Here is a 21,229-nt window from a genome sequence, read left to right on the forward strand (position 1 = left end):
TGCAGGCCACCCGACAGTCTTTGAGGATTTGTCATGCTGATCTATATCGTCAGGCGCTTGCTCAGCGCCATACCCACACTGATTCTGGTCTCGCTGTTCGTGTTTACCTTGCAGAAACTGCTGCCGGGTGACCCGGTGCTGGCCATGGCCGGCGAAGAGCGCGACCCGGCGGTGATGGAATACCTGCGGGAGAAATATCACCTCAACGACCCGCTACCGCTGCAGTACATCCATTGGGTCGGCAATGTCCTGCAAGGTGACTTCGGTACGTCGCTGCGTACGGAGCAGCCGGTGACCACCCTGGTAGCCTCGAAACTGCCGGTGACCCTCGAGTTGTCGGTGCTGGCGCTGATCATCGCGCTGGTGATCGGCATCCCTGCCGGGGTGATCAGCGCCGTGCGCAAAGGCACGGCCGTGGACTATGGGGCCAACATTGTGGCCTTGTCCGGGATCTCGATTCCGCACTTCTGGCTCGGGCTGATATTGATCATGATTTTCGCGGTGAAGCTGCAATGGCTGCCCGCGTCAGGCTTTGTGCCCTTGAGCGAGGACGTCGTACAAAACCTGAAAACCCTGATCTTGCCGGCCTTCGTGCTGGGGGCCGGCTTGTCCGGCGTGCTGATGCGCCATACCCGCAGCGCCATGCTCGAAGTGCTGCGCGCCGACTATGTGCGCACCGCGCGGGCCAAAGGATTGTTCCCGCGCACGGTGATTCTCAAGCATGCACTGCGCAACGCGCTGATGCCCATCGTCACGCTCACCACGCTGCTGTTCGGCGAACTGCTCGGCGGCGCCGTGTTGACCGAGCAAGTGTTCAGCATCCCCGGCTTCGGCAAGATGATCGTCGATGCCGTCTTCAACCGAGACTACGCCGTGGTGCAAGGCGTGGTGCTGTGCGTCGCCATCGGTTTCCTGTTGTTGAACCTGCTGGCCGACGTGCTCTACCGCATGATCAATCCGCGCTTGAGGACGGCTTCATGACCGCTATCGCTTCGGCTGCACCGCACAGCGCTGAGCGCGGGATGCAACCTCGCATGCGCTCGCCATTCGTGCGCAAATTCCTCGCCAACAAGGGCGCGGTGATCGGCTCGACGGTACTGTTGGTGTTCATCGTGGCGGCGTTGCTCGCCCCCTGGATTGCGCCCTATGACCCGCTCAAAGCCAACTTCCTCGCCGTGCGCAAAGCGCCGTCGCTGCTCTACTGGCTGGGCACCGACGAACTCGGTCGCGACCTGTTTTCGCGCCTGCTGTGGGGCGCACGCAGCTCTCTGCTGGCCGGCGGTGTATCGGTGGCGATTGCCATGGCCATCGGCGTGCCCTTGGGGCTGCTGGCCGGTTACTTCGGCGGCAAACTGGACGCGGTTATTTCCCGCATCGTCGACGCGCTGCTGTCCTGTCCGTTCCTGGTATTGGCCATTGCGCTGGGGGCCTTTCTTGGGCCAAGCCTGACGAACGCGATGATCGCCATTGGCCTGTCGGCAATGCCGATTTTCTCGCGCCTGACCCGCGGCCAGGTGCTGGCGATTCGTCACGAGGACTACCTCGAAGGTGCGCGCGCCATCGGTTTGCCGGACCGCTGGATCATCCTGCGCTACGTACTGCCCAACGTGATGTCGCCGTTGGTGGTGCAAGCCACGCTGACCATTGCTTCGGCCATCCTCGCCGAAGCCAGCTTGTCGTTCCTCGGCCTGGGCCAGCAGCCGCCCTCGCCGTCCTGGGGCTCGATGCTCAACACCGCCAAGAATTTCATGGAACAGGCGCCCTGGATGTCTATCGCGCCGGGTGTGGCGATCTACATCACCGTCCTGTGTTTCAACCTGTTGGGGGACGGTTTGCGTGACGCCCTGGACCCCAAAAATTGACTACTGCCCAAAGAGAGCCACTCATGTTTGATGATCTGGATTACAGCCAACCCTATCCGTCCGCACGCTCGCCCGTCATGGGCAAGAACATGGTGGCCTGCTCCCAGCCGCTGGCCGCCCAGGCCGGCCTGGAGATGCTGCGCAAGGGCGGCAACGCCGTCGATGCCGCGATTGCCGCCGCCATGGTGCTGACCGTGGTCGAGCCCACGGGCTGCGGGATCGGCAGCGACGCGTTCGCCATCGTCTGGGACGGTAAAAAGCTCCAGGGCCTGAACGCGTCCGGCCGCTCGCCGCAAGGCTGGACACCTGAGCATTTTGCCGGGCAAACAGACATGCCCCAGCGTGGTTGGGGCTCGGTGACGGTACCGGGGGCTGTGTCGGCCTGGGTCGCATTGTCCGAGCGCTACGGCAAACTGCCCTTCGCCACCCTGGCAGAACCTGCGATTGGGTATGCCCAAGACGGTTATCAGCTCACGCCGATCATCAGTGAACTGTGGCGCCTGGGGGCCGAAAAACTGAAGGACCAGCCAGGCTTTGCCGCGTGTTTTCTACCCGGCGGCAAAGCCCCCGCAGCCGGTGAAAAAATTCGCCTCAAGGACCACGCGAAAACCCTGCAAAGCATCGCGAAGACCCGGGGCGAATCGTTTTACCGTGGCGAACTTGCGCAGGCCATCATTGCCCATGCCAACGCTCACGGCAGTGTCATGAGCCTCGATGACCTGGCGACTCACAGCGTCGATTGGATCGAAACGATGTCGGTGCCTTACGCCGGCGCCGTGGTGCATGAGCTGCCGCCCAACGGACAAGGCATCGCCACGCTCGCGGGGCTGACCCTGCTCGAAGCGCTCGGCGTCGGCGAACACCCGGTAGACAGCGTCGAGACGGTGCACCCGGTGCTCGAAGCGATGAAGTTGGCGTTGGCCGACCTCCAGCACCACGTCACCGACAGCAACCACATGCGCATCGAACCCGCGCTGCTGCTCGACCCCGCCTATTTGCGCGATCGCGCCGCGCAGGTCACTGAACACGCGGCCGACCCAGGCCACGGCTCACCCAAAGCCGGCGGCACCGTGTGTTTATCGACAGCAGACGAAAACGGCATGATGGTGTCCTTCATCCAGTCCAACTACATGGGCTTCGGCTCAGGCGTTGTGGTGCCGGGCACCGGCATCAGCCTGCAAAACCGCGGGGCGGCCTTCACGCTTGACCCTGAGCACGTCAACACCGTCGCGCCGGGCAAGCGGCCGTTTCACACCATCATCCCGGGCTTTGTCATGAATGCCGACGGCACGCCGCTGATGGCCTTTGGCTTGATGGGCGGGCCCATGCAAGCACAAGGGCACCTGCAAATGATGATGCGCATCCTGCGCTACAAACAGAACCCGCAAGCCGCCGCCAATGCACCGCGCTGGCGGGTCGAGGCCGGCCTGCAGGTGTGTGTGGAGCGCGCGTTCGACCAACAGGTCGTGCAGGCCCTGCGCGCCAAGGGCCACAGCATCGATGTCGAAGACCCCAGCGGCGTGTTCGCGTTTGGCGGCGCGCAGATCATCCAGCGCACCGAGCATGGCTACGTGGGCGGGACTGACCCCCGCAAAGATGGATTGATCGCCGCCTACTGACGCGTCTCGCCCTCCCCAGGCCTGAGTTTTGTCGATCGACAGGGCTCAGGCCTTTCACGTTCTGCTGTCCTTCAACCCTCGCGGAAAATTCCCCTTCCATCTGCTGCCTCATCCGGCATCTAACCGCTGGAGGCCACTTTATGGTGTTTGCGTTTTAGGAAAGTTCCCACAGCCAAGTCACTTGACTCAGCGGCGAGTGGGCCAGCAAACTCTACGCAGGCTACGTACAGAACATGGACGCTCTATTTATCGAACTGCCGGCCTTCGAGCGGCATCGCAAGGACTATCTGAGTGACGAGCTTTTCCACGGTTTTCAGCAGGAGTTGATGAAAAACCCGGAAGCGGGCGACGTCATTGAAGGAACAGGCGGCCTGCGCAAGGTTCGCTTCGTTGATGAGCGACGCAACAAAGGCAAACGCGGTGGCCTGCGGGTCATTTACTACTGGTGGTCGGGCGGTACGCAGTTCTGGTTGTTCACCCTGTACGGCAAACACGAACAGGACGACCTGGCCTCCCACCACAAAAAAGCCCTTAAGCACCTGCTGGACAGGGAAATCAAAGCGAGGACACAGCATGAAACGTGAAATTTTTTCCGAACTGGTCGAAGGCTTCGACGCCCTGGCGGACGAACGCCAAGGCAAAATCACCCTGCGTAACCACAAGGTTCATCTCAACAAGCTGGCGCCGCTGACCGCCGAAGAAGTGGTCGCCGTGCGCCAGCAACTCAACCTGTCCCGTTCGGTGTTCGCCATGTACCTGCGCACCAACACCCGCACCTTGGAAAACTGGGAACAAGGCCGGGCCAAACCGAATGCCCAGGCCGCCACCCTGATCCGGCTGGTGGCGCGGTTCCCGGAAACTGTCGCGCAGTTGGCGGCCCTGGGTTGATAAAAAAGCCCCGACAGGTTCGGGGCTTTTTTAATGCTGCATTATCGCCCGCCGAGCATATCGGCAAATGTCACAGCGTCGGGCAAGCCCTGCCCCACCCAGATGGATGGCGCTACACGGGGTGAGCCCTCGGTCCAGAACAGTGAATGCCCCGCCAGCCCGCGCGCCTCTATCTGTGCGCTCAATGGTGGCATACCGTCGCCGATGCGCTCCGGGTCGGGCAAATCGAACCATTGGGCGGGCGCAAAAACCGCAGTGGCGTCGCTTGCCGGCGTCCAGCAACCCGGCAATGGCATCGCCAGCACTGCCTCATCGAACGCGTCCAGGGAAAACCCCTCACTCAATGCCGACAACGCCAGGCGCTCCAGTTGGTCATACCAGCGCCCATCCCGCTCCAGCCGCGCCAGCAACGGCGCATCCGCTCCTGCGGTCGCAAGGGTCAGCGGAAAGTAACGCCCGACCCGGTCCACGCTGGGGATCATCACTCCCGCCCAACCCTGCTCACCGCACACCCCGGCCGCCAACGCAAAACGCCAGATCGGGCTGCACAGGAACACCTCCAGCCATTGCTCGCCCAAACGCTCACGACTGCACTGCAAACCGGCCTGCAAGCAGGCGTCCCACGGGTTCAAAAACGTCGACGGCAAACGCCGGCTGACAAAATCCCCATGGCTTGCGACCTTGCCGAAAAATCCATTCATGGCGGGTCCTTAAAAGCTGCTGGGGCAATGGAACTGTTCGAGGCTGTCGCGTCGGAACGGGTTGATCACACTGCTGGCCCGCAACAGGTAGACCACTCGGTGACCTTCCACGTTGAAGGTCAGTTGCAGTTGTTCGCCCTGGGGACTGACGACGGCCTTGTCCATCATCCGCAGCCAACCCCAAGGGCCGTCGCTGCGCAAGGGGCTGACCAGCGACGGCGTGGCATCCAGGCGTACCAGGCCGCCGGATTTGCCGCTGGGCAGGGAGATACCAGTGAAGTCCGGCACGCTGCCTGCGTCGTACACCACCGGTTGACCGTCAATGTCCAGGGTGACTTTGCTCAACGCCGGGTCGGCACTCAGGGTTTTCAGGTCAAAACGCATCGACGGCTGGCGCGCGCCGGCCACGAAAAACATGTCGCGCAGTTTGGCGCCACGCTGGAACTGGTTGAGCACATCCTGGGAAATATTCAACGGCGTCACACCGGCAGAGCGCCAGCGCCACTGGCTGCCGCTCATGTCGACATACGCCGCCAGGTTCTTGCTGAAAAAGTCATCCATCAACCCGCCCGGGCCAAAGAACTTGCCGAAGTCATCGGCGGTGGCATCGCGGCCCGAACTGCGCACCAGCGGGTAACGCCCGTCAATGGCCACCCGGCAGAACGGTGCACCAGTGGCTTCCCACAGCGCATTCAAGCGTGCCTTTTCATTGCCCAATGTCAGCGCGGTGCCGCCGGCTTCCACATCGCGCAGCAACGACGACAACGGCGCCGGCTGTGTATCGCCCGAGCGCTTCAAGCGCCCCAGCACTTCATTGGAAGGCGCAGGCGCGGCGCTGCGACGGGCAGCGTCAGCACTGTCGAAAAACTGCCCGGCGTCTTTTAGCGACGCCAGTACCTCATCCAACGGCTGCGGGCCGGTGCCGGTGCCCACCAGGCGGTGCAACGCCGCAAAATGCTGGTCCACCGGGTTGGCCGAGGCATCTGCCACCGGCGCCGGGCTGTCGCCCCCCAAGGCCGATTGCAGTTTCTGGGTGGCGGCGGCGATCTTGTCGCGCACGCGTTGGTCGGTGTCTTTGCTGGTGGCCGACGTCAGGGCACCGTCCAGCGTGGTTTCCCTGGACACCGCCTGCAGCAAGGCGCGCAGCGGTGAATCCGTGGCCGCCAGCGCCTGGGTGACGAGGGACGCCTGACCGAGGCTGGTCAGCGGTGACAAGTGCACGTCGCCCAGAAAGGTATCCCACTGGCGAATGTAGTCGGCGTAGTACAACTCCAGCACAGCGGCCTGCATGGCCGGGTTGCCACCGGCGATCTGCGCCGACTCCTGGCGGTCCAGTACCCAGCTGTCCTTGGCCATGTCGGCCACGGCTTGGGGGGTCTTGTCGGTCAGCTCACGGTAACCGGCGATCCGGTACACACCGCTGACCCCACGGGACAACGGCTCACCACTGGCGCGCGTGAACAGCGATGACACGTCACGCCCTACGGCGCTGTTGACGCTCAACTCCGGCAGGTGTTGCTGGTCCACCTGACGCTTGACCCGGTTATAGATGCGCTGGGACAACGGCATGCTCGCCAGCGCCAGGCGCACCTTGGCGATCAACGCGCTGTCGAGCTGCACCGGCTCGGCTTCGTCATCGGCCTCCAGCAACGCCGCGACGTGATCCGACAATTGCTGCAACTGTGCCGGGGTGGCCTGGGGCAGTTCGCGGCGCCAATCCACATCGACCCACGCCTGCACCGAGGCGGCGTCGAAGAACTGCCGTTCGCCAAGCATCAGGTAGGCACGCAGGGTTTCGTAGAGAAACTCCTGGTTGCTCGCATCGCCCCGGCGCAGGGCGTTTTCCATGTTGGCGACAATGTGCGGCAACAGCGTGCCGCGCAGCAGACGCCGATACAGGGTGATGGCGCCGGCACCGAGCTTGTTGCCCTGGTACAGGCCCATACGACTGAGCAACGGCACACTGTTGTCGCCGTCGCTGTAACCGCTGGGCAAGCTGCGCGCGGCGTTAAGCAACGGCAATGTCACCAGCACGTCGCCCTCGGCCGGCAACGCCTTGGCCAATTGCGCGACATTGGTGGCAGCGCTCGACGCATCGGCAATCAATTGCAGGTTACGGTTGTAGCTGATGGTCATCGCCGCCAGCAGCAACACGAACACCGCCGTCGCCGTGATCCGCCCGGCCCTGGCGAGCAAACGCCGACGCCGTTGCTCCTGATGATTGACCCCGGCGAGCCCGGCCTCCTTGAAAATCACTTCGCGCAGCAAACGGGTGATGAAGTAACTGCGCCCGCTGGCCACATTCGGCGCCAGCACCTTGCGTCCCAGGCCGAATGACGCCGCCAATGACGTCAGCACCCGATCAATCGGGCTGCCTTCCTGGGTGCCACTGGTGAAATACACCCCGCGCAGCAACGCCGGTTCCTGGTAGCGGTTGGCTTCGAACACCGTATTGAGAAACCGTGTGAGGCCATCGCCGAGGCTGGCGAATTGCTGCGGGAAGCTGTAGAGCAAGGCCCGGCGTGACAGGTCGCGCTCCTGCTGCAAACGCTCCAGCACGCGCCGTTGCAACTGACGTTCCAAGGCATCGAACTCGGCCGGAAACGACGCCAGCCCGGTGTCCGGCTGGGGCGGCTGCGACAGTGGAAATGTCACGCCCCAAACCTGCGCGCGCTCATCGCGGCCAAACGTCTCGAAAAATTCCGAGAAACCCGCCAGCAAGTCGCACTTGGTGATGATCACGTACACCGGAAAACGCAGGCCCAAGCGCTCATACAGCTCGTTGATGCGTGCCCGGATCGCCACGGCCTGAGCCTGGCGCTGGGCCTCGGTTTGTTGCAGCAGGTCGCTGACGCTCAGGGCCACGATCACACCGTTGACCGGGCGTTGGCGACGGTATTTTTTCAGCAGGTCGAGAAAGCCGCCCCACGCGGCGCGGTCCACTTCGGTGTAGCTGTCCTGGGTGGTGTAGCGTCCGGCAGTGTCGAGCAACACCGCCTCGTCGGTGAACCACCAGTCGCAATGCCGCGTACCGCCCACGCCACCGATAGCGCCGCTGCCCATGGCTTCGCGCAGCGGAAACTGCAAGCCGGAATGGGTCAACGCCGTGGTCTTGCCGCTGCCCGGCGCGCCGACAAACATGTACCACGGCAGTTGATACAGGTACTGCCCGCTCATTTTCCAACCTGGGTTCGCTTTGCGCAGCACGGCCATCGCCGAGCGCATGCGCTCGCCCAACTCGGCCACTTCCGCCTGGGTTTCACGCACGCCCGGCGCCACCACAGGCGCCTCGGCAACGCCAGCCATCAGGCCACGGTTAGCCCGCCAGGCCCGCCACAACCGCCAGGCAAAGTAACCCACCCACACCAGCACACACAGCGCGATCAGCCCCCAGCGCCGCGACTCGGGCGCCAACGGCTCGCTGCCGTTGAACGCCAGCAGCGGCCCTTCGTACCACACCAGCAACGACAGCAGCGCCACACCGATCAGCGACAACAACCACGGTTTGAGCAGCCACAGGATAAAGCGCTCCACCGGGGACCATAACAACGAAAAAAACGAAGAGAAGTTCATGGCTATTGCGCCTGGGAGGGGATCAGCACGGTGATATCGACGCGACGGTTACGCGCGCGGTTCGCCGCTGAATCATTGGGAACCAGAGGCTCCGTTTCACCACGGCCTTCGCTGCGGTAGCGCTCGGCGGGCCCGGCGCGCTGGGCGAGCAAACGTGCGACGGTCTTGGCCCGTGCCTGGGACAGGTCGAAGTTGGAGCCCAACCGCGAGGTTGCCGACGGCCGCACGTTGTCGGTATGCCCGACCACCACCACGTCCCCCGGCACTGTGGCCAAAGCATCGCCAATGCGCGTGAGCAAACCGTCAAAGTTGCTCGACACCTCAGCACTGCCGGACGCAAACACACCGTCGCCACGCAGCGTGATCACCGAGCGGTCGGCGCTGTCCTTGACCACCACCAGCCCTTGCGCCACTTCCGGCGCGAGGAAGCCCGACAAGCGCACCGGCGCCGGTTCTGCCGGGGCCGCCACCTTGAGCGGCGAGGCCACGCGAATCGAACCTAGCTGGGCAAACACCGGGTCTGATGCGCGATTGAGCAACCAGCTGTAAGTCAACTGCACACTCAACAACAGCACCGCCGCCACCGACGCCAGCACCCACAACGGCACACGGCGCAGCATCGACGCCTGGGGAGCCTCGGCCCCGCGCCAGCGTGGCGAGAGGTCTTGCTCCTGATTGCCGCGCTGCTGGTTGATCAATTGCAGCAGGCGTTCACGCAGCAGGCCCAGTTGGTCCAGGCCGCGATCCAGCACGCGATATCGCCCTTCCAGGCCCAGCGCGAGGCACAGGTACATCAACTCCAGCACGTCGATATGGGTGCGCAGGTCCTGGCTCAAGCGCTGCAGGATCATGAAAAACTTTTCGCCGCCCCAGGCCTCGTTATGAAAGGTCACCAACAGGCTGCGGCTGCCCCACACGCCTGCGCCCCACGGGGTGCTGGCGATGGTTTCATCCACCAGCGTACACAGCGCGTAACGCGCGGCGGCCACGGTTTCGACGTCCACCTGGCTGGCCCGGGCCTGGGCTTCAAAGGCCTGCACCGCCTGGATCAAACGCTGACGCAGGCTTTCCATGTCCGGCATGGCTGTCAGGGTGCGTAGCGGCACCACCAGGTCAAGCAACGGGTTGGCCGCACGCACCAGCGGGTTGAGCCCCTGGCCGTGCAGCACCAGTGCGGCACGCTGCACGTCGACGCCCGGGGTACTCGACGCAGGCGCACGGCGGCCACCGGGCGTGGGGATCAGCAAGGTGCGGTCCGGGTCTTGGCCGCCATCAAAAGTGTCGTTCACGTCAGTCACCTTGCCTTAGTTCCGAATGGCCCAGAACTGCATTTCCAGCCCCGGGAACACCCCGGCGATGTGCATGGCAAAGCCCGCCGACTGGCTCAGCAATTGCCAATATTCGCTGCTGCGATCAAGTTCGAAATAGGTAAACCCGGCGTGGAACGGCAATTGCCGCGGCGCCACCGGCAATGGGCGCAAACCGATGCCGGGCAGTTGCAGGTTGACCAGGTCGCGGATCTTCTCCACCGAGCCGATCTTGACCTGGGGCGGGAAGCCGTTGCGCACGCTTTCGGCCGACATCTGCGCCTGTACCGCGAGGATGAACGTGGCCGAGCGCAGCAGGTCCTGGTCCGGCAAGACCGCCACGCGAATGCCGTATTGGCGTTCTTCCAGTGGAATCGCGATGGCACGCACATCCATCACCGCCGAAAGTGCGCGGCGCAGGTCGAGCATCACCGGGGCGAACGTCTCGGCCAACGCCGCGTGGCGATACACCGGGTAGGTGGCGGCGCGTTTGTCGTCGCGGGTGAAGGTCGCCAACTCACCGGCCAATGCCGCGAGATCGCGGTACAACTGCTCCGGGTGCAAGCCGGTCATCGCCGACAGGTGTCGCACCAGCGGCATGCTGCGATTGAGCACCTGCAACAGCAGGAAGTCGGCGATTTCTGCCGCGCCGCTGCCATCCGGCCGGGTCAGGCGCGAAGCCAGCGCCTCTACACGTTGCTGCACCAGGCCCAGCAGTTCATCGACAAACACCCGCAGGCGTTCTGCGGCGCGAATATCCAGGCACGGCGGGCAGTAATCGCGGTCGAGCAGCACACTTTTATCGGCGCGCTTTTCCACCACATGGGCAATGCCCAGCACCGTATAGGCGTCGGCCACATCCCCTTCAAACGCCAGGCGCAGGCGCAATTTGCCAATGCTCATCAGCGCACTGCTGTCCAGGCCATTGCTGTCCCAGGCTTCGTATTCAGTGCTGCGATGGCGGGCGAAGTTTTCAAAGCTGGGGTTGTCGTCGACCTCAGACACACCCGGGCGCAGGCTGGGCAATGCCAGCACCACTTTCAGGTCGCGGGCGTCGTCGGGGATCTCCAGGGGCAGCGGCATTTCATCGTCAAACGGCAGGCCCACGGGCGTGCCGTCGGGCAGTACGCCGCTGTACGAGAGCAGCGCCAACTTGCCCATCGCCAACTGCTGCGGGTCGATTTTCAATGTGGAAAAGCCCCAGCCGTAAGCACGCAAGGTGGCGACCCGCGCTTGCAGTTGGGTGTGCAGAAAACGGTCGTGTTGCTGCAGGTGCTGAGGCTGCAACAGCATGCCTTCGGACCAGACTACTTTGTTATTCCAGGACATAAATTCTTCTCAAAAAAGTGAACGCATTTCTGTGCTGGGCAAGCCTGTTGTGGTGAGAGGCTGCGCACCCCGGCGCGGGGCCAGCGCGCTCACCGAGGCGTACGCATTCAAGAGCGCATCCGCGCCACCTGTTCTTCATAAGCCTTGGAAAACAGTTCGCCGAACAGCCGCTGCAAATCCTCATCAGCGTCCCGCGCCAGGTCTTCGTAGCGCTCCACCAAGCGGTCCCACAGGCGCGCCTTGCGCCGCGCCGGCATCCACTTGTCGAGCGCGCCGTGGGTGGTGCGACGTTGCTCGACCCGTGCCGGGTCAAAGCGCTGCACCACCGCGCCCAAGGCCGCACGCATGCCGGCGATCACCGCCAGTTCATGCGCTTTGAGGTCATCAAATGAGGCATTCATGGCCTTCACCGGGCGCATGTAGGCGGGTGAATCGCCATTGAGCATCTGCGCCAGCGCGCTGTCGGCGTCGGGGAAGAATTTGAGCGGGTTGTTGGAATAGGCACCGATCATGGTCATGTCGATATGGCTTTCGCGCTTGGTCAGCGCGCGGGCCATCAGTACATCCATGGTGCCGCCGGTGGCGGCACGGAGCATTTCGCCGACCAGTTGCGCGAGTTCAGTGGGGGTGCGGGAGGTGTGCAGGTCGGGGAGGCCCAGACCCAACAGCAGAGATTCAAGGACTGCACTGTCTCCTGTGGTAGCGGGCTTGCCCGCGATGGTCTCAGGGGCGCCGAGTTTTTCCTGCAAGACCGCGTTATCGTTCTTCGCGGGCAAGCCCGCTCCCACAGGTTGAGCGGGGGCGATCGCGGGCTGGGTGTGCAGGCCCAGGCCCAGGCCCAATAGCAAGGCCTTACGCACCGCATCGTCACTGCCTCGCTCGGTCAATGTGGGAGCGGGCTTGCTCGCGAAGGTCTCAGGGGCGCCGAGATTTTCCTGCAAGACCGCGTTATCGTGCTTCGCGGGCAAGCCCGCGCCCACAGGGGATGTGGACAGGCCCAGAAGCGGGTCGTAGTCAGCCGGGATCACCTGCGGTTCCGCCTGCCACAGCGGCATGTTGAAGGCCTGCATCTGCGGCGCCACATGGTCGCTCTCGGTGCCGCGAAACACAGGGGTCAGCGACGGATTCAACCCCAGCGGGTCGGACAGCGGCATCGCGCCGTCAAAGAGTGAATTGCCCTCCAGAATCCGCGCGCCGGCCAGGTCGTCGTGCAGCACCACCGGCACCACCACTTCAGGGTCACGCATCAACGGCGGCGACACTTCCAGCGGCGGTAACGGCGCGGCCACCGGCGTCGGTGGCGGCACGAACAGCGGCGGCAGAATTCGCGTGGCCAGGGCGTCGTCTTCCGGCTCCGGCGCCAGCGGTTGCTCCAGGCGCACCTGTAATGCGTAATCGCCGATCACCAGGCGGTCGCCCTCCTCCAGCGCACGCTCGCGGCCGTTGCCCAACGGCCGTTCGTTGACCAGGCTGGGGTTGCTGCCGGTGTCGGTCAGGTAAAACTGCTCGCCGCGCAGTTCAAGGCGCGCATGCACGCGGGAGATATATTTGCCCGGGTCGTCCAGGGTCAGGTCATTGTCCGGCCCGCGCCCAATGGACCCACCGACCTCGGTAAAGCGACAGATCACCTCGCCGGGCATGGGTTGGTCGCGGTAGCTTTTAACCAGCAGGATCAGGTTCATAGCGGGCTCCAGAAAAGGTTACTTGCCATCGTCGGCCTCCTTGGGCGGCAGCGGCGTGCCGGCAGGTCCGGTGGCAGCCGTCAGGGCCAGGGCAGTTGCCGCCGAGGCGGCTTCGGGCAATGGCAGCGGGATGATCGAAGCGACGATCATCGCCGGGGTCAGGGTGAGGAAGGTCGAGCCGACTTTCAGGGTGATGGTCGCGCCGGCCTCGATGACCACGTTGGCGCCGCCCTTGATGTACATGTCCAGGCCGGCCGTGACGCCGGTCTTCAGACCACCGTTAATGATCATGTTGGCGCCCGCTGCCATCGACACATCGCCGCTGGCCTTCTCGTTGCGATGACCACCGACCGCCGAGTGCCGATCGCCGCCGATTTTTTCGCGCAGGTCCTTGTCGACCTTGGAATGGCGATCGCCACCAACCCAGTCGAGGGAGTCTTTGAGCACGCGCTGGTCGAGGTTTTTCTGCGCGTGCAGGAACACTTGCTCCGCGCCCTTTTTGTCTTCGAAACGCAGCTCGTTGTAGCCCCCGCCGCCTTTGGACGAGTTGCTCTTGATCGTCGAGCGCGTGGCATTTTCCGGCAAGGCATAGGGTGGCAGGGTGTCGGCGTTATAGACGCTGCCGGTCACCAGCGGCTGGTCAGGGTCGCCTTCAAGAAAGCTGACCACCACTTCCTGGCCGATACGCGGTGTGTACAGCGCGCCCCAGCGCTTGCCGGCCCAACTCTGGGCCACACGAATCCAGCACGAGCTGTTTTCGTCGCGCTTGCCCTCACGGTCCCAGTGGAACTGCACCTTGATGCGCCCATATTTGTCGGTCCAGATTTCTTCGCCCTGTTTGCCCACCACCATGGCGGTCTGCGGGCCTTGCATCAGCGGTTTACGCGACACACAGGGCGCCCGAAATTGCTGCTGGCGCGACAAGGCCACGAACTCGCAGCTCAATACGGGCGCAGGCTCGGCCGGCGGCGTCGGTTCATAGGTGTCCGAGGACAATGTGTAGCGCGCTTCGAGCAACAGGAACTGCGCGTTCTGCTCGCTGCGCGGGTGCTCGGTCAAGGTCATCAGCGCGCCGGGAAACAGGCCGCGCGCACGGGTTGCGCCGGTGACCCGCTGGGTGCCGGTGTGCAGGGACTCAATCAAGGTGCGCGCGTAGTTTTCGCCGCTTTTGCGCTCGGTGTATTTTCCCGGGTAGTCATAACGCTCATGCCGCGACTGCGGGTAGCTGCCGGCCAGGGTCGATTTGGCCAGCAGGTTGGCGGTGGGCTTTTCAAAGTCGAAGTCTTGCAGGCTGTAGCCGCCCGGCTCCACGTCACCGCCCATGCGCCAGTCGTAGATCACCTCGCTTTCACGCATGGCGTGGTCTTCGGCGGGCATGAAGCGCACCTGGGCATAGCCGGGCGCCGGCGAGTGCACGCCGTAGGAATCGGCCAGCACCAGGGTGTGACGCCCGGCGGCGCTCTTGAAGTAGTAATAGATGCCCTCCTGCTCCATCAGGCGGCTGACAAAGTTGAAATCGCTCTCACGGTATTGCACGCAATAGGTCAGCGCCTTGTAGCTGCCGCTCAGGCCCGAAGTGTCGACATCCGCGATGCTGTACGGCGCGAACACCCGCTTGAGGATGTCCGGCACGCTGAGTTCCTGGAAGATCCGGCAGTCGCTGGCCAGCGTCAAAAACCACAACCACGGGCGCAATACCGCCTTGTAGGTGGCGTAGCGCCCCTGCCGCGTGCTGAACGAAAAGTGGCTGACGTGCCCACTGAAGTAGCGGCTGCCGCCCTTGGGAAGGTCCACCGCCACGCTCATCTGGGTAGCCAGCAGGTCGTCGATATTCAGGTCGGCGCGCTCGCTGTACAGCTCAAGGTGGTACTCGCTGAGCTGCGAAAGCCCCTCCGTCGCCTGCATGCGTCGAAACAGCAACACATCGGTGCCGAGCACGCTGGTGACCTGGATTTCGCGATGGACTTGAGTGGTTGCCATGAATGTTGTCTGTGGTAGTGGGCGCCTAGACAGAACAGTCAGCGGACAGGATTTATTCCCACCTGCCGTTCATTTCGCTAAGCACCCAGCTGCACCAGGTAATGGTCGTCAAACTTGAGCTCTTTTTTCACGCCCGCGCCCGACAGGTAATTGAGGTAATGCCTGTAGAGCATCGTGAAAAAATCGAGGGTGCGCGAAGCGCCCATGCGGTACTCACCCGAGTTGGGGTCGAAGAACGTCATGCTGTTGCGGTCGGCGTAGATCCCGCATACGTGGGACGGCCCCCCGCACTCGAACGTGAAGAGCCACACGTAGTAACCCGGTTTCGTGCGGTCGATATGCCTGGCCAGGGTTGCCAGCCCTTCCAGGCCCTGGGCCTCAACCGATGAACTGTCGACCCGGCCACAAATGTTCGGCAGGTTGGCTTTGATGCGGCGGGTGTTGTCGAGGATCAGGGTGGTGTTGAACGCGCTGCAATAGCTTTCGATGCGGCACCACGTGTCGTCCCGGCTCAGAAACGCGCAGCGGTTGATCGCCGACTCGGCGGGCGCCTGCAAGTGACGGTTCAACCAGGCGAATGTCGCGCCCACGCAGGCCCCGCCCGCGAGGCTGGGCATGGCTTGCAGGTACGGGTTCTTGCTCAGTTGCGCGCGCTGCTTGAACTTGGCGACCCGGAACCACTTCATCACGATCGGCGTTTTCCACGCTACATAGGGCATTGGCTTACTGCCCCCCGAAGTGGTAACTAAAATCGCCGCCGTCAACGCTGACCTGCACGTGCGTGGCTGGCGTGCCCGCGAGCAGGCGGTTGAGAAACTCGGTACTGATCGCCGGCAGCATGGCGTTGGTGAGGATCGCGTCGATCATGCGCCCGCCGCTTTCCAGCTCGGTGCAGCGGCTGGCGATCAGGTGCACCACGTCGTCGCTGTAAGTGAACGGAATCTTGTGGTTAGCGGCGATGCGTTTTTCGATACGCCCCAGTTGCAGGCGGATGATGCTGCCGAGCATGGCGTCGCTCAGCGGGTAATACGGGATCACCACCAGCCGCCCGAGCAAGGCCGGCGGGAACACTTCCAGCAGCGGCTCGCGCAGGGCCTTGGCGATGTCGTCCGGCGCGGGCATGGTCTTGGGGTCGCGGCACAGGCGGCTGATCAACTGAGTGCCGGCGTTGGTGGTGAGCAGGATCAGGGTGTTCTTGAAGTCGATGATCCGGCCCTCTCCGTCCTCCATCCAGCCTTTGTCGAACACCTGGAAAAACAGCTCGTGCACGTCCGGGTGGGCCTTTTCCACTTCGTCCAGCAGCACCACGCTGTAAGGCTTGCGCCGCACTGCTTCGGTCAGCACGCCACCTTCGCCATAACCCACGTAGCCGGGGGGCGCGCCTTTCAAAGTGGAAACAGTGTGGGCTTCCTGGTACTCGCTCATATTGATGGTGATGACGTTTTGCTCACCGCCATACAGCGACTCGGCCAGGGCCAGGGCCGTCTCGGTTTTACCCACGCCGGAGGTGCCCGCAAGCATGAACACGCCCACCGGCTTGCCCGGGTTGTCGAGGCCGGCGCGGGACGTCTGGATACGCCGTGCAATCATCTCCAGCGCATGGTTCTGGCCGATGATGCGCTGGCCCAGGCGGTCGGCCAGGCGCAGCACGTTTTCGATCTCGTTCTTGACCATGCGGCCCACCGGAATGCCGGTCCAATCCTGCACCACCGAGGCCACAGCCTGTTCGTCGACGCTGATCAGCACCAGTGGGTGTTCGCCCTGTTGCGCGACCAATTCGTCTTGCAGTTGGCGCAGTTCGATCAACCCGGCCTCACGGTCGGTCGCGTCGGCCAATTGGCTGCGCAAGCGCTGGATTTGCTCCACCAGCGCCAGTTCGTTATCCCAGCGCCCTTCTACGTCATCCAGGCGCTCACGTTCGGTCGCCAACAGGCCTTCGACCGAGGCACGACGGCTGGCGGTTTCCACGCCGATGGCGGTTTCGCGCTCGATGATCGCCAGCTCGGTTTCCAGCGATTCAATGCGGCGGCGGCTGTCATCCACTTCGGCCGGCGTGGCATGCAGGCTGATGGCGACGCGGGCACAGGCGGTGTCGATCAGGCTGACCGCCTTGTCCGGCAACTGGCGCGCCGGGATGTAGCGGTTGGACAATCGCACCGCTGCTTCCAGCGCCGAATCGAGAATATGCACGTGGTGGTGGTTCTGCATGGTTTCGGCAATGCCGCGCAGCATCAGCAAGGCCCGCGCCTCGTCAGGCTCGTCGACCTGCACGGTCTGGAAACGCCGGGTCAGGGCCGGGTCTTTTTCGATGTGCTTCTTGTACTCGGCAAACGTGGTCGCGCCCACCGTGCGCAAGGTGCCACGGGCCAGCGCCGGTTTGAGCAGGTTGGCCGCATCGCCAGTGCCGGCCGCACCGCCCGCCCCGACCAGGGTGTGGGTTTCATCGATAAACAGCACGATCGGCTTGACGCTGGCCTGTACCTCATCGATCACCGAGCGCAGGCGCTGTTCGAACTCGCCTTTCATGCTCGCACCGGCCTGCAACAGGCCGACATCGAGGGCGAGCAGTTGCACGTCTTTCAGGCTGGGCGGCACGTCGCCCCGGGCGATGCGCTGGGCAAAACCCTCGACCACGGCGGTTTTGCCAACGCCCGCCTCGCCCACCAATATCGGGTTGTTCTGGCGACGACGCATAAGGATGTCGATCACCTGGCGGATTTCTTCATCGCGCCCGACGATGGGGTCCATCTTGCTGCTGCGCGCCTGCTCGGTGAGGTCGACGGTGAAACGCTTCAAGGCTTCCTGCTTGCCCATGGCCGCCGGTGCCACCGCGCCCGCTTCTTCGCCTGGCATCTGGAAGCCATCGCTGGCCGTCATCAGCGCCTCCGGAGAATCCTTGAGCAACGCGCCGAACTGCTCGCTCAGGTCGTCGATACCGACCTTGTTGAACTCGCGGGACACGCCATACAACCCATTGCGCAAACTCGGGGTTTTCAGCAGCGCCAAGAGCAAATGGCCGGAGCGCACCTGGGATTCACCGAGCATCAGGGTGGCGCAGACCCAGGCGCGCTCGACGGCCTCTTCGACCTGGCTGGATAAATCGGTGACCGACGTCGAGCCACGGGGCAAGCGGTCCAGCGCGGCGGTCAGGTCGCGGGCCAGTACCGCGGCGTCTATGCCGTAATGACGGACCAGGCGCAGCAGGTCGGAGTCGCTCAGTTGCAGGATTTGCTGTAACCAGTGCACCAGTTCCACATAGGGGTTGCCGCGCATTTTGCAGAATACGGTGCTGCTTTCGATGGCCCGGTAGCACAGGCTGTTGAGTTTGCCGAAAAGCGCGACGCGACTGATGTCAGCCATGGACGGGTCCTTGAGAAGTGGATACAGAGACGCGAGGATTGATCAGCAACTGCCGGTCATCCTGCTCGGGGGTCTTGCTGCTCAGCCAACTGGTCCAGCCCAACGGCGCTGAACCCAGGCGCAGGCCGGGCAATTGCTCTTTCTGGACGATCAGGTTGATGTCCCAGTCCATCGCCAGGCCGACGTACTGGCGCACCCAGTCCTGCACGCGTTGCAGGCTGTCGCCGCCGGGCAACAGGCGACGGGTTTGCGCAAGGTCCAGAGGGCCGATCAACAGGCGGAATTTGTGCTGGGTGTTCCAGACTTTCTTGCCCATCACCGTGGTCTGGCCGAGCACGGCGGCCTCGGGCCCGCTGCGCAGGGCGCACAGGCCATCGACCGGCAAGGTCATCCAGTGGCCGACAAACTGCTCGACGTTCACCGGCACGCCGAGGTAGTCGCTGAGTAATGCCGCCAAGCCTTCGGCGTTGCGCGTCTGCGGCCCGAGGCGCCCGGCGAAGTGCAGCTTGGCCACGTCCGGCACCGCGTTGCGGTTGAGCAACGAAGGCTGGCCGATGCCGATCAATGACCCCAGGTAGTGGGCAAAACGGTCCGCACCTGGCCGGTCGAGGCTCACCGCTGGCTGGGCACTCGCCCAGGCGCGGTAGAACAGGCTGATCATGCGGTGGTGAAACACGTCGCAAAAGGCCGCCAGTGTCGGGTCATTCTGGTTGCGCTGGCGGTCGCGGATGTATTCGGTGAGGTGAATCGGCAGCGGGCCATTGGCCCCCATCAGGCCAAAGAAATTCAGCAGCAGCTTGGGCGTAACGCCGGGTTTGAGCGCGGCGATCATCGCTGGTTCGAACGCCAATGACGGTTGCTGGCCAAAACGCACCGCCTCATCGGCCGGACGCGCCGCCTGGCCGATGCGTGGCAGGTGTGGGAAGGCGCATTCCAGCTGACGCAACGCGCCATAGAAATCAAAACGCCCAGGATGCGCTTCAAGGTCGGCGAGCAGGCTCAGAGGATCTCGCATCTGCCCACCCGCGCCGGCCACTGCATGATCACGCCACGCGCGGTGCTTTTGATCACCGTTTCAGTGAACGAATTAAGCGACACGTATTTGGCGAAAAACTGCTCCAGCACCGAGCCCAGCACAAACACCCCGGCGCCTTCGAACGCTGTCTCATCCAGGGTCACGCTGACCTGCAACCCACGCCCATACGTGATCGGCCCGGGCAACGGCAGGCGCCGCACAATGCTCTCGGCGGTGACCGAGCGCAGGCCTTCAATCTGCTTGTGCGCGGCTTCATCGTCGATGCGGCAATACAGGCGCAACAGGTCGCGCAAGGCGCTGGCGCCCTGCTCCTTGTCCTGGTCGAGCAGTGACAAATAGTTGAGGGACAGATGGCTGACCAGCCGCCACGCGGTCTCGCCCTCGGCAAACGACGGCGCAGGCACCGTGGGGCCGGCGACGCAGCGCACAGATTGCACCGGCGCGCCGGCTTCTACCGTGAAGTCGGTACGGCCGCTGCCCACCGGCATGCTCAATACCAGGTCACGGTTGCTGCACAGGGTGTCGATGCCCAGCTGGCGCAAGTCACTGCGGTGCGGCGCCTCCTGGGCGTCCACCAGGGACAAAAACAACTCGCTGCCGATGTAACTGGAACGCGGGCCCTGGCGCCGTTGTTGTTCGGAAAGCACCCGCGCATCACGCCGCACCTGATAAAACGCCTTCGGCGGCGTGCGCGCGTGAAGGTCATTGGCGCGGTAGAACGACTCAAACGTCTGGCTGGCCTCGGCACCGCTGCCGTAGCCGGTGACGCCGTCGACCTGGTAGATCTCATAATCCATCGGCCGCGTACGGTCGGGGATCACGTGGTATTCCGATTGCTGGTCGGACACGTGCACGCGCTCGGTGCGCATCGGGAACAGGTTGATCGCCGGCGTGCAGTACAGCCCGAAGTTGGCGGCGCTCAGGCTCTGTTCCAGCAGCGGGTCGAGTTTCTTGAACAGCACGATCACGTCCAGTTGCTCGGCGGTGCAACGGCTCACGCTGTTCGCCAGCCCCGTGACGTCGGCAAACATGAAGCGCTGGGGCATGGCGAAATATTCCTGCAGCAGCCGATAGCCCTGGAACGAGCGTGGGCCGCTGGGCAGCAAAGCTTCGCTGTCGCTGTAGCCTTGGCTGCGAATTGCGCTTTTGGGCAGGAACTGGTGCCAGTCCACATGTTCCTGCACCGGCATCACCAACACGCCGGCGGCCTGGGCCAAAAGATGTTCGAGGATGCGCGACGGCAAGGCTTCGCCGCCACGAATGTGCAGAGGCAGGTTGTCGAGGGCCAAGTCGCTGAAGGTCAGCCCGGCGCCGACGCGCAACCGCAGGCGCAGCGCGGCCTTGACTCCGCCGAGGCGAGACAGATCGACCCCGCCCACTTGCGCGCCGCAGGCAAAGTAGCGCGCCTCGACCAGTTCGACCGGCCACAGGGTCACGTCGTGGGCGGTGCGAAACTCGCAGGCAGTCTGGTCGCCCTTGCCCAATTGGCTGTGCAACGCCGTGTCGCGCGGCACCTTGAAACCGGCGGCGAGGCTGCCTTCGCTCATGTCCGGCTGCAACTGCACCACGGCCATCGATGGTGTGGGTGCCAGGTATTGCGGGTACACCAGTTCCAGCAGGTGGTTGGTGAAACGCGGGAACTCGGCGTCGATTTTCACCTGTACCCGCGCCGCCAAAAAGCTGAAACCTTCCAGTAACCGCTCCACATAGGGGTCGGCACAGGCATAGGTTTCCAGCCCCAGGCGACCGGCAACCTTGGGGTAGTCGCGGGCGAACTCACCGCCGACTTCACGCAGGTGAGCCAGTTCACGTTCGTAATAGCGCAGCAGTTTGGCGTTCACCGCACGTCCCTTGTCTCGATATCAAAAACCCTTGCCTCGCCTGCTTCCAGG

At 63.6% G+C, this 21,229-nt stretch carries 15 protein-coding genes; 5 read left to right on the top strand and 10 right to left on the bottom strand.

Translation table 11 applies throughout. From position 1 onward, the window contains the following. Window positions 1-33: 33 nt before the first annotated feature. From WBB95_RS25160 to WBB95_RS25180, 5 genes are all read left to right on the top strand, one after another. Window positions 34-981, top strand: coding sequence for an ABC transporter permease (locus tag WBB95_RS25160; protein ID WP_424490032.1), 948 nt, complete (start codon window positions 34-36; stop codon window positions 979-981). Beyond that, window positions 978-1,862, top strand: a complete 885-nt coding sequence (locus WBB95_RS25165; protein WP_424490033.1) for an ABC transporter permease — start codon at window positions 978-980, stop codon at window positions 1,860-1,862. The genes WBB95_RS25160 and WBB95_RS25165 overlap by 4 nt, the downstream gene beginning before the upstream one ends. 23 nt (window positions 1,863-1,885) lie before the next feature. After that, entirely contained in the window at window positions 1,886-3,481 is a 1,596-nt protein-coding gene (locus tag WBB95_RS25170) for a gamma-glutamyltransferase family protein (RefSeq protein ID WP_424490034.1), read from the top strand. A gap of 233 nt (window positions 3,482-3,714) precedes the next feature. Continuing rightward, the gene (locus WBB95_RS25175) at window positions 3,715-4,065 is read left to right on the top strand and encodes a toxin (RefSeq protein ID WP_424490035.1); all 351 of its coding nucleotides are present in this window, start codon (window positions 3,715-3,717) and stop codon (window positions 4,063-4,065) included. Beyond that, the gene (locus WBB95_RS25180; protein ID WP_424490036.1) at window positions 4,055-4,369 is read left to right on the top strand and encodes a helix-turn-helix domain-containing protein; all 315 of its coding nucleotides are present in this window, start codon (window positions 4,055-4,057) and stop codon (window positions 4,367-4,369) included. The genes WBB95_RS25175 and WBB95_RS25180 overlap by 11 nt, the downstream gene beginning before the upstream one ends. 41 nt (window positions 4,370-4,410) lie before the next feature. Here the strand turns inward: WBB95_RS25180 and tagF are convergent, their stop codons facing one another. The 10 genes from tagF to tssF all read right to left on the bottom strand — a co-directional run bounded on the left by tagF (window position 4,411) and on the right by tssF (window position 21,178). Then, window positions 4,411-5,070, bottom strand: coding sequence for a type VI secretion system-associated protein TagF (gene tagF / locus WBB95_RS25185; RefSeq protein WP_424490037.1), 660 nt, complete (start codon window positions 5,068-5,070; stop codon window positions 4,411-4,413). Between the two features lie 9 nt (window positions 5,071-5,079). Beyond that, a complete protein-coding gene (gene tssM, locus WBB95_RS25190; RefSeq protein WP_424490038.1) occupies window positions 5,080-8,643 on the bottom strand; it encodes a type VI secretion system membrane subunit TssM in 3,564 nt (1,187 codons plus the stop codon). A 2-nt stretch (window positions 8,644-8,645) separates the two neighbouring features. Further along, complete coding sequence (icmH, locus tag WBB95_RS25195) at window positions 8,646-9,932, bottom strand: type IVB secretion system protein IcmH/DotU (RefSeq protein ID WP_424490039.1); 1,287 nt, start codon at window positions 9,930-9,932, stop codon at window positions 8,646-8,648. Between the two features lie 15 nt (window positions 9,933-9,947). Next, on the bottom strand, window positions 9,948-11,279 hold the full coding sequence (gene tssK, locus WBB95_RS25200) for a type VI secretion system baseplate subunit TssK (protein ID WP_424490040.1): 1,332 nt from the start codon (window positions 11,277-11,279) through the stop codon (window positions 9,948-9,950). A gap of 107 nt (window positions 11,280-11,386) precedes the next feature. Beyond that, window positions 11,387-12,961: a type VI secretion system-associated FHA domain protein TagH gene (gene tagH, locus WBB95_RS25205; protein WP_424490041.1), complete on the bottom strand. Its 1,575-nt coding sequence runs from the start codon at window positions 12,959-12,961 to the stop codon at window positions 11,387-11,389. Between the two features lie 18 nt (window positions 12,962-12,979). Beyond that, window positions 12,980-14,941 carry a type VI secretion system Vgr family protein gene (locus WBB95_RS25210; protein WP_424490042.1) on the bottom strand — a complete coding sequence of 654 codons (1,962 nt, stop codon included), beginning with the start codon at window positions 14,939-14,941 and terminating at the stop codon, window positions 12,980-12,982. Window positions 14,942-15,018: 77 nt separating this feature from the next. Further along, window positions 15,019-15,627 carry a hypothetical protein gene (locus WBB95_RS25215; protein WP_424490046.1) on the bottom strand — a complete coding sequence of 203 codons (609 nt, stop codon included), beginning with the start codon at window positions 15,625-15,627 and terminating at the stop codon, window positions 15,019-15,021. Window positions 15,628-15,664: 37 nt separating this feature from the next. Next, entirely contained in the window at window positions 15,665-18,301 is a 2,637-nt protein-coding gene (tssH, locus tag WBB95_RS25220; RefSeq protein WP_424490043.1) for a type VI secretion system ATPase TssH, read from the bottom strand. Beyond that, window positions 18,294-19,316, bottom strand: coding sequence for a type VI secretion system baseplate subunit TssG (tssG, locus tag WBB95_RS25225; protein WP_424490044.1), 1,023 nt, complete (start codon window positions 19,314-19,316; stop codon window positions 18,294-18,296). Before tssG ends, tssH begins: the two co-directional genes overlap by 8 nt. Beyond that, on the bottom strand, window positions 19,301-21,178 hold the full coding sequence (tssF, locus tag WBB95_RS25230; protein ID WP_424490045.1) for a type VI secretion system baseplate subunit TssF: 1,878 nt from the start codon (window positions 21,176-21,178) through the stop codon (window positions 19,301-19,303). Before tssF ends, tssG begins: the two co-directional genes overlap by 16 nt. Window positions 21,179-21,229: the final 51 nt, after the last annotated feature.

The organism is Pseudomonas sp. (assembly GCF_049645325.1).
In the GTDB taxonomy this organism is placed as follows: Bacteria; Pseudomonadota; Gammaproteobacteria; order Pseudomonadales; family Pseudomonadaceae; genus Aquipseudomonas.

Bases quoted from the DNA above. Each gene is read 5' to 3' on its own strand.
- WBB95_RS25160 (WP_424490032.1), top strand. From the start codon at position 34: ATGCTGATCTATATCGTCAGGCGCTTGCTCAGCGCCATACCCACACTG.
- WBB95_RS25165 (WP_424490033.1), top strand. From the start codon at position 978: ATGACCGCTATCGCTTCGGCTGCACCGCACAGCGCTGAGCGCGGGATG.
- WBB95_RS25170 (WP_424490034.1), top strand. From the start codon at position 1,886: ATGTTTGATGATCTGGATTACAGCCAACCCTATCCGTCCGCACGCTCG.
- WBB95_RS25175 (WP_424490035.1), top strand. From the start codon at position 3,715: ATGGACGCTCTATTTATCGAACTGCCGGCCTTCGAGCGGCATCGCAAG.
- WBB95_RS25180 (WP_424490036.1), top strand. From the start codon at position 4,055: ATGAAACGTGAAATTTTTTCCGAACTGGTCGAAGGCTTCGACGCCCTG.
- tagF (WP_424490037.1), bottom strand. From the start codon at position 5,070: ATGAATGGATTTTTCGGCAAGGTCGCAAGCCATGGGGATTTTGTCAGC.
- tssM (WP_424490038.1), bottom strand. From the start codon at position 8,643: ATGAACTTCTCTTCGTTTTTTTCGTTGTTATGGTCCCCGGTGGAGCGC.
- tssK (WP_424490040.1), bottom strand. From the start codon at position 11,279: ATGTCCTGGAATAACAAAGTAGTCTGGTCCGAAGGCATGCTGTTGCAG.
- tagH (WP_424490041.1), bottom strand. From the start codon at position 12,961: ATGAACCTGATCCTGCTGGTTAAAAGCTACCGCGACCAACCCATGCCC.
- WBB95_RS25210 (WP_424490042.1), bottom strand. From the start codon at position 14,941: ATGGCAACCACTCAAGTCCATCGCGAAATCCAGGTCACCAGCGTGCTC.
- WBB95_RS25215 (WP_424490046.1), bottom strand. From the start codon at position 15,627: ATGAAGTGGTTCCGGGTCGCCAAGTTCAAGCAGCGCGCGCAACTGAGC.
- tssH (WP_424490043.1), bottom strand. From the start codon at position 18,301: ATGGCTGACATCAGTCGCGTCGCGCTTTTCGGCAAACTCAACAGCCTG.
- tssG (WP_424490044.1), bottom strand. From the start codon at position 19,316: ATGCGAGATCCTCTGAGCCTGCTCGCCGACCTTGAAGCGCATCCTGGG.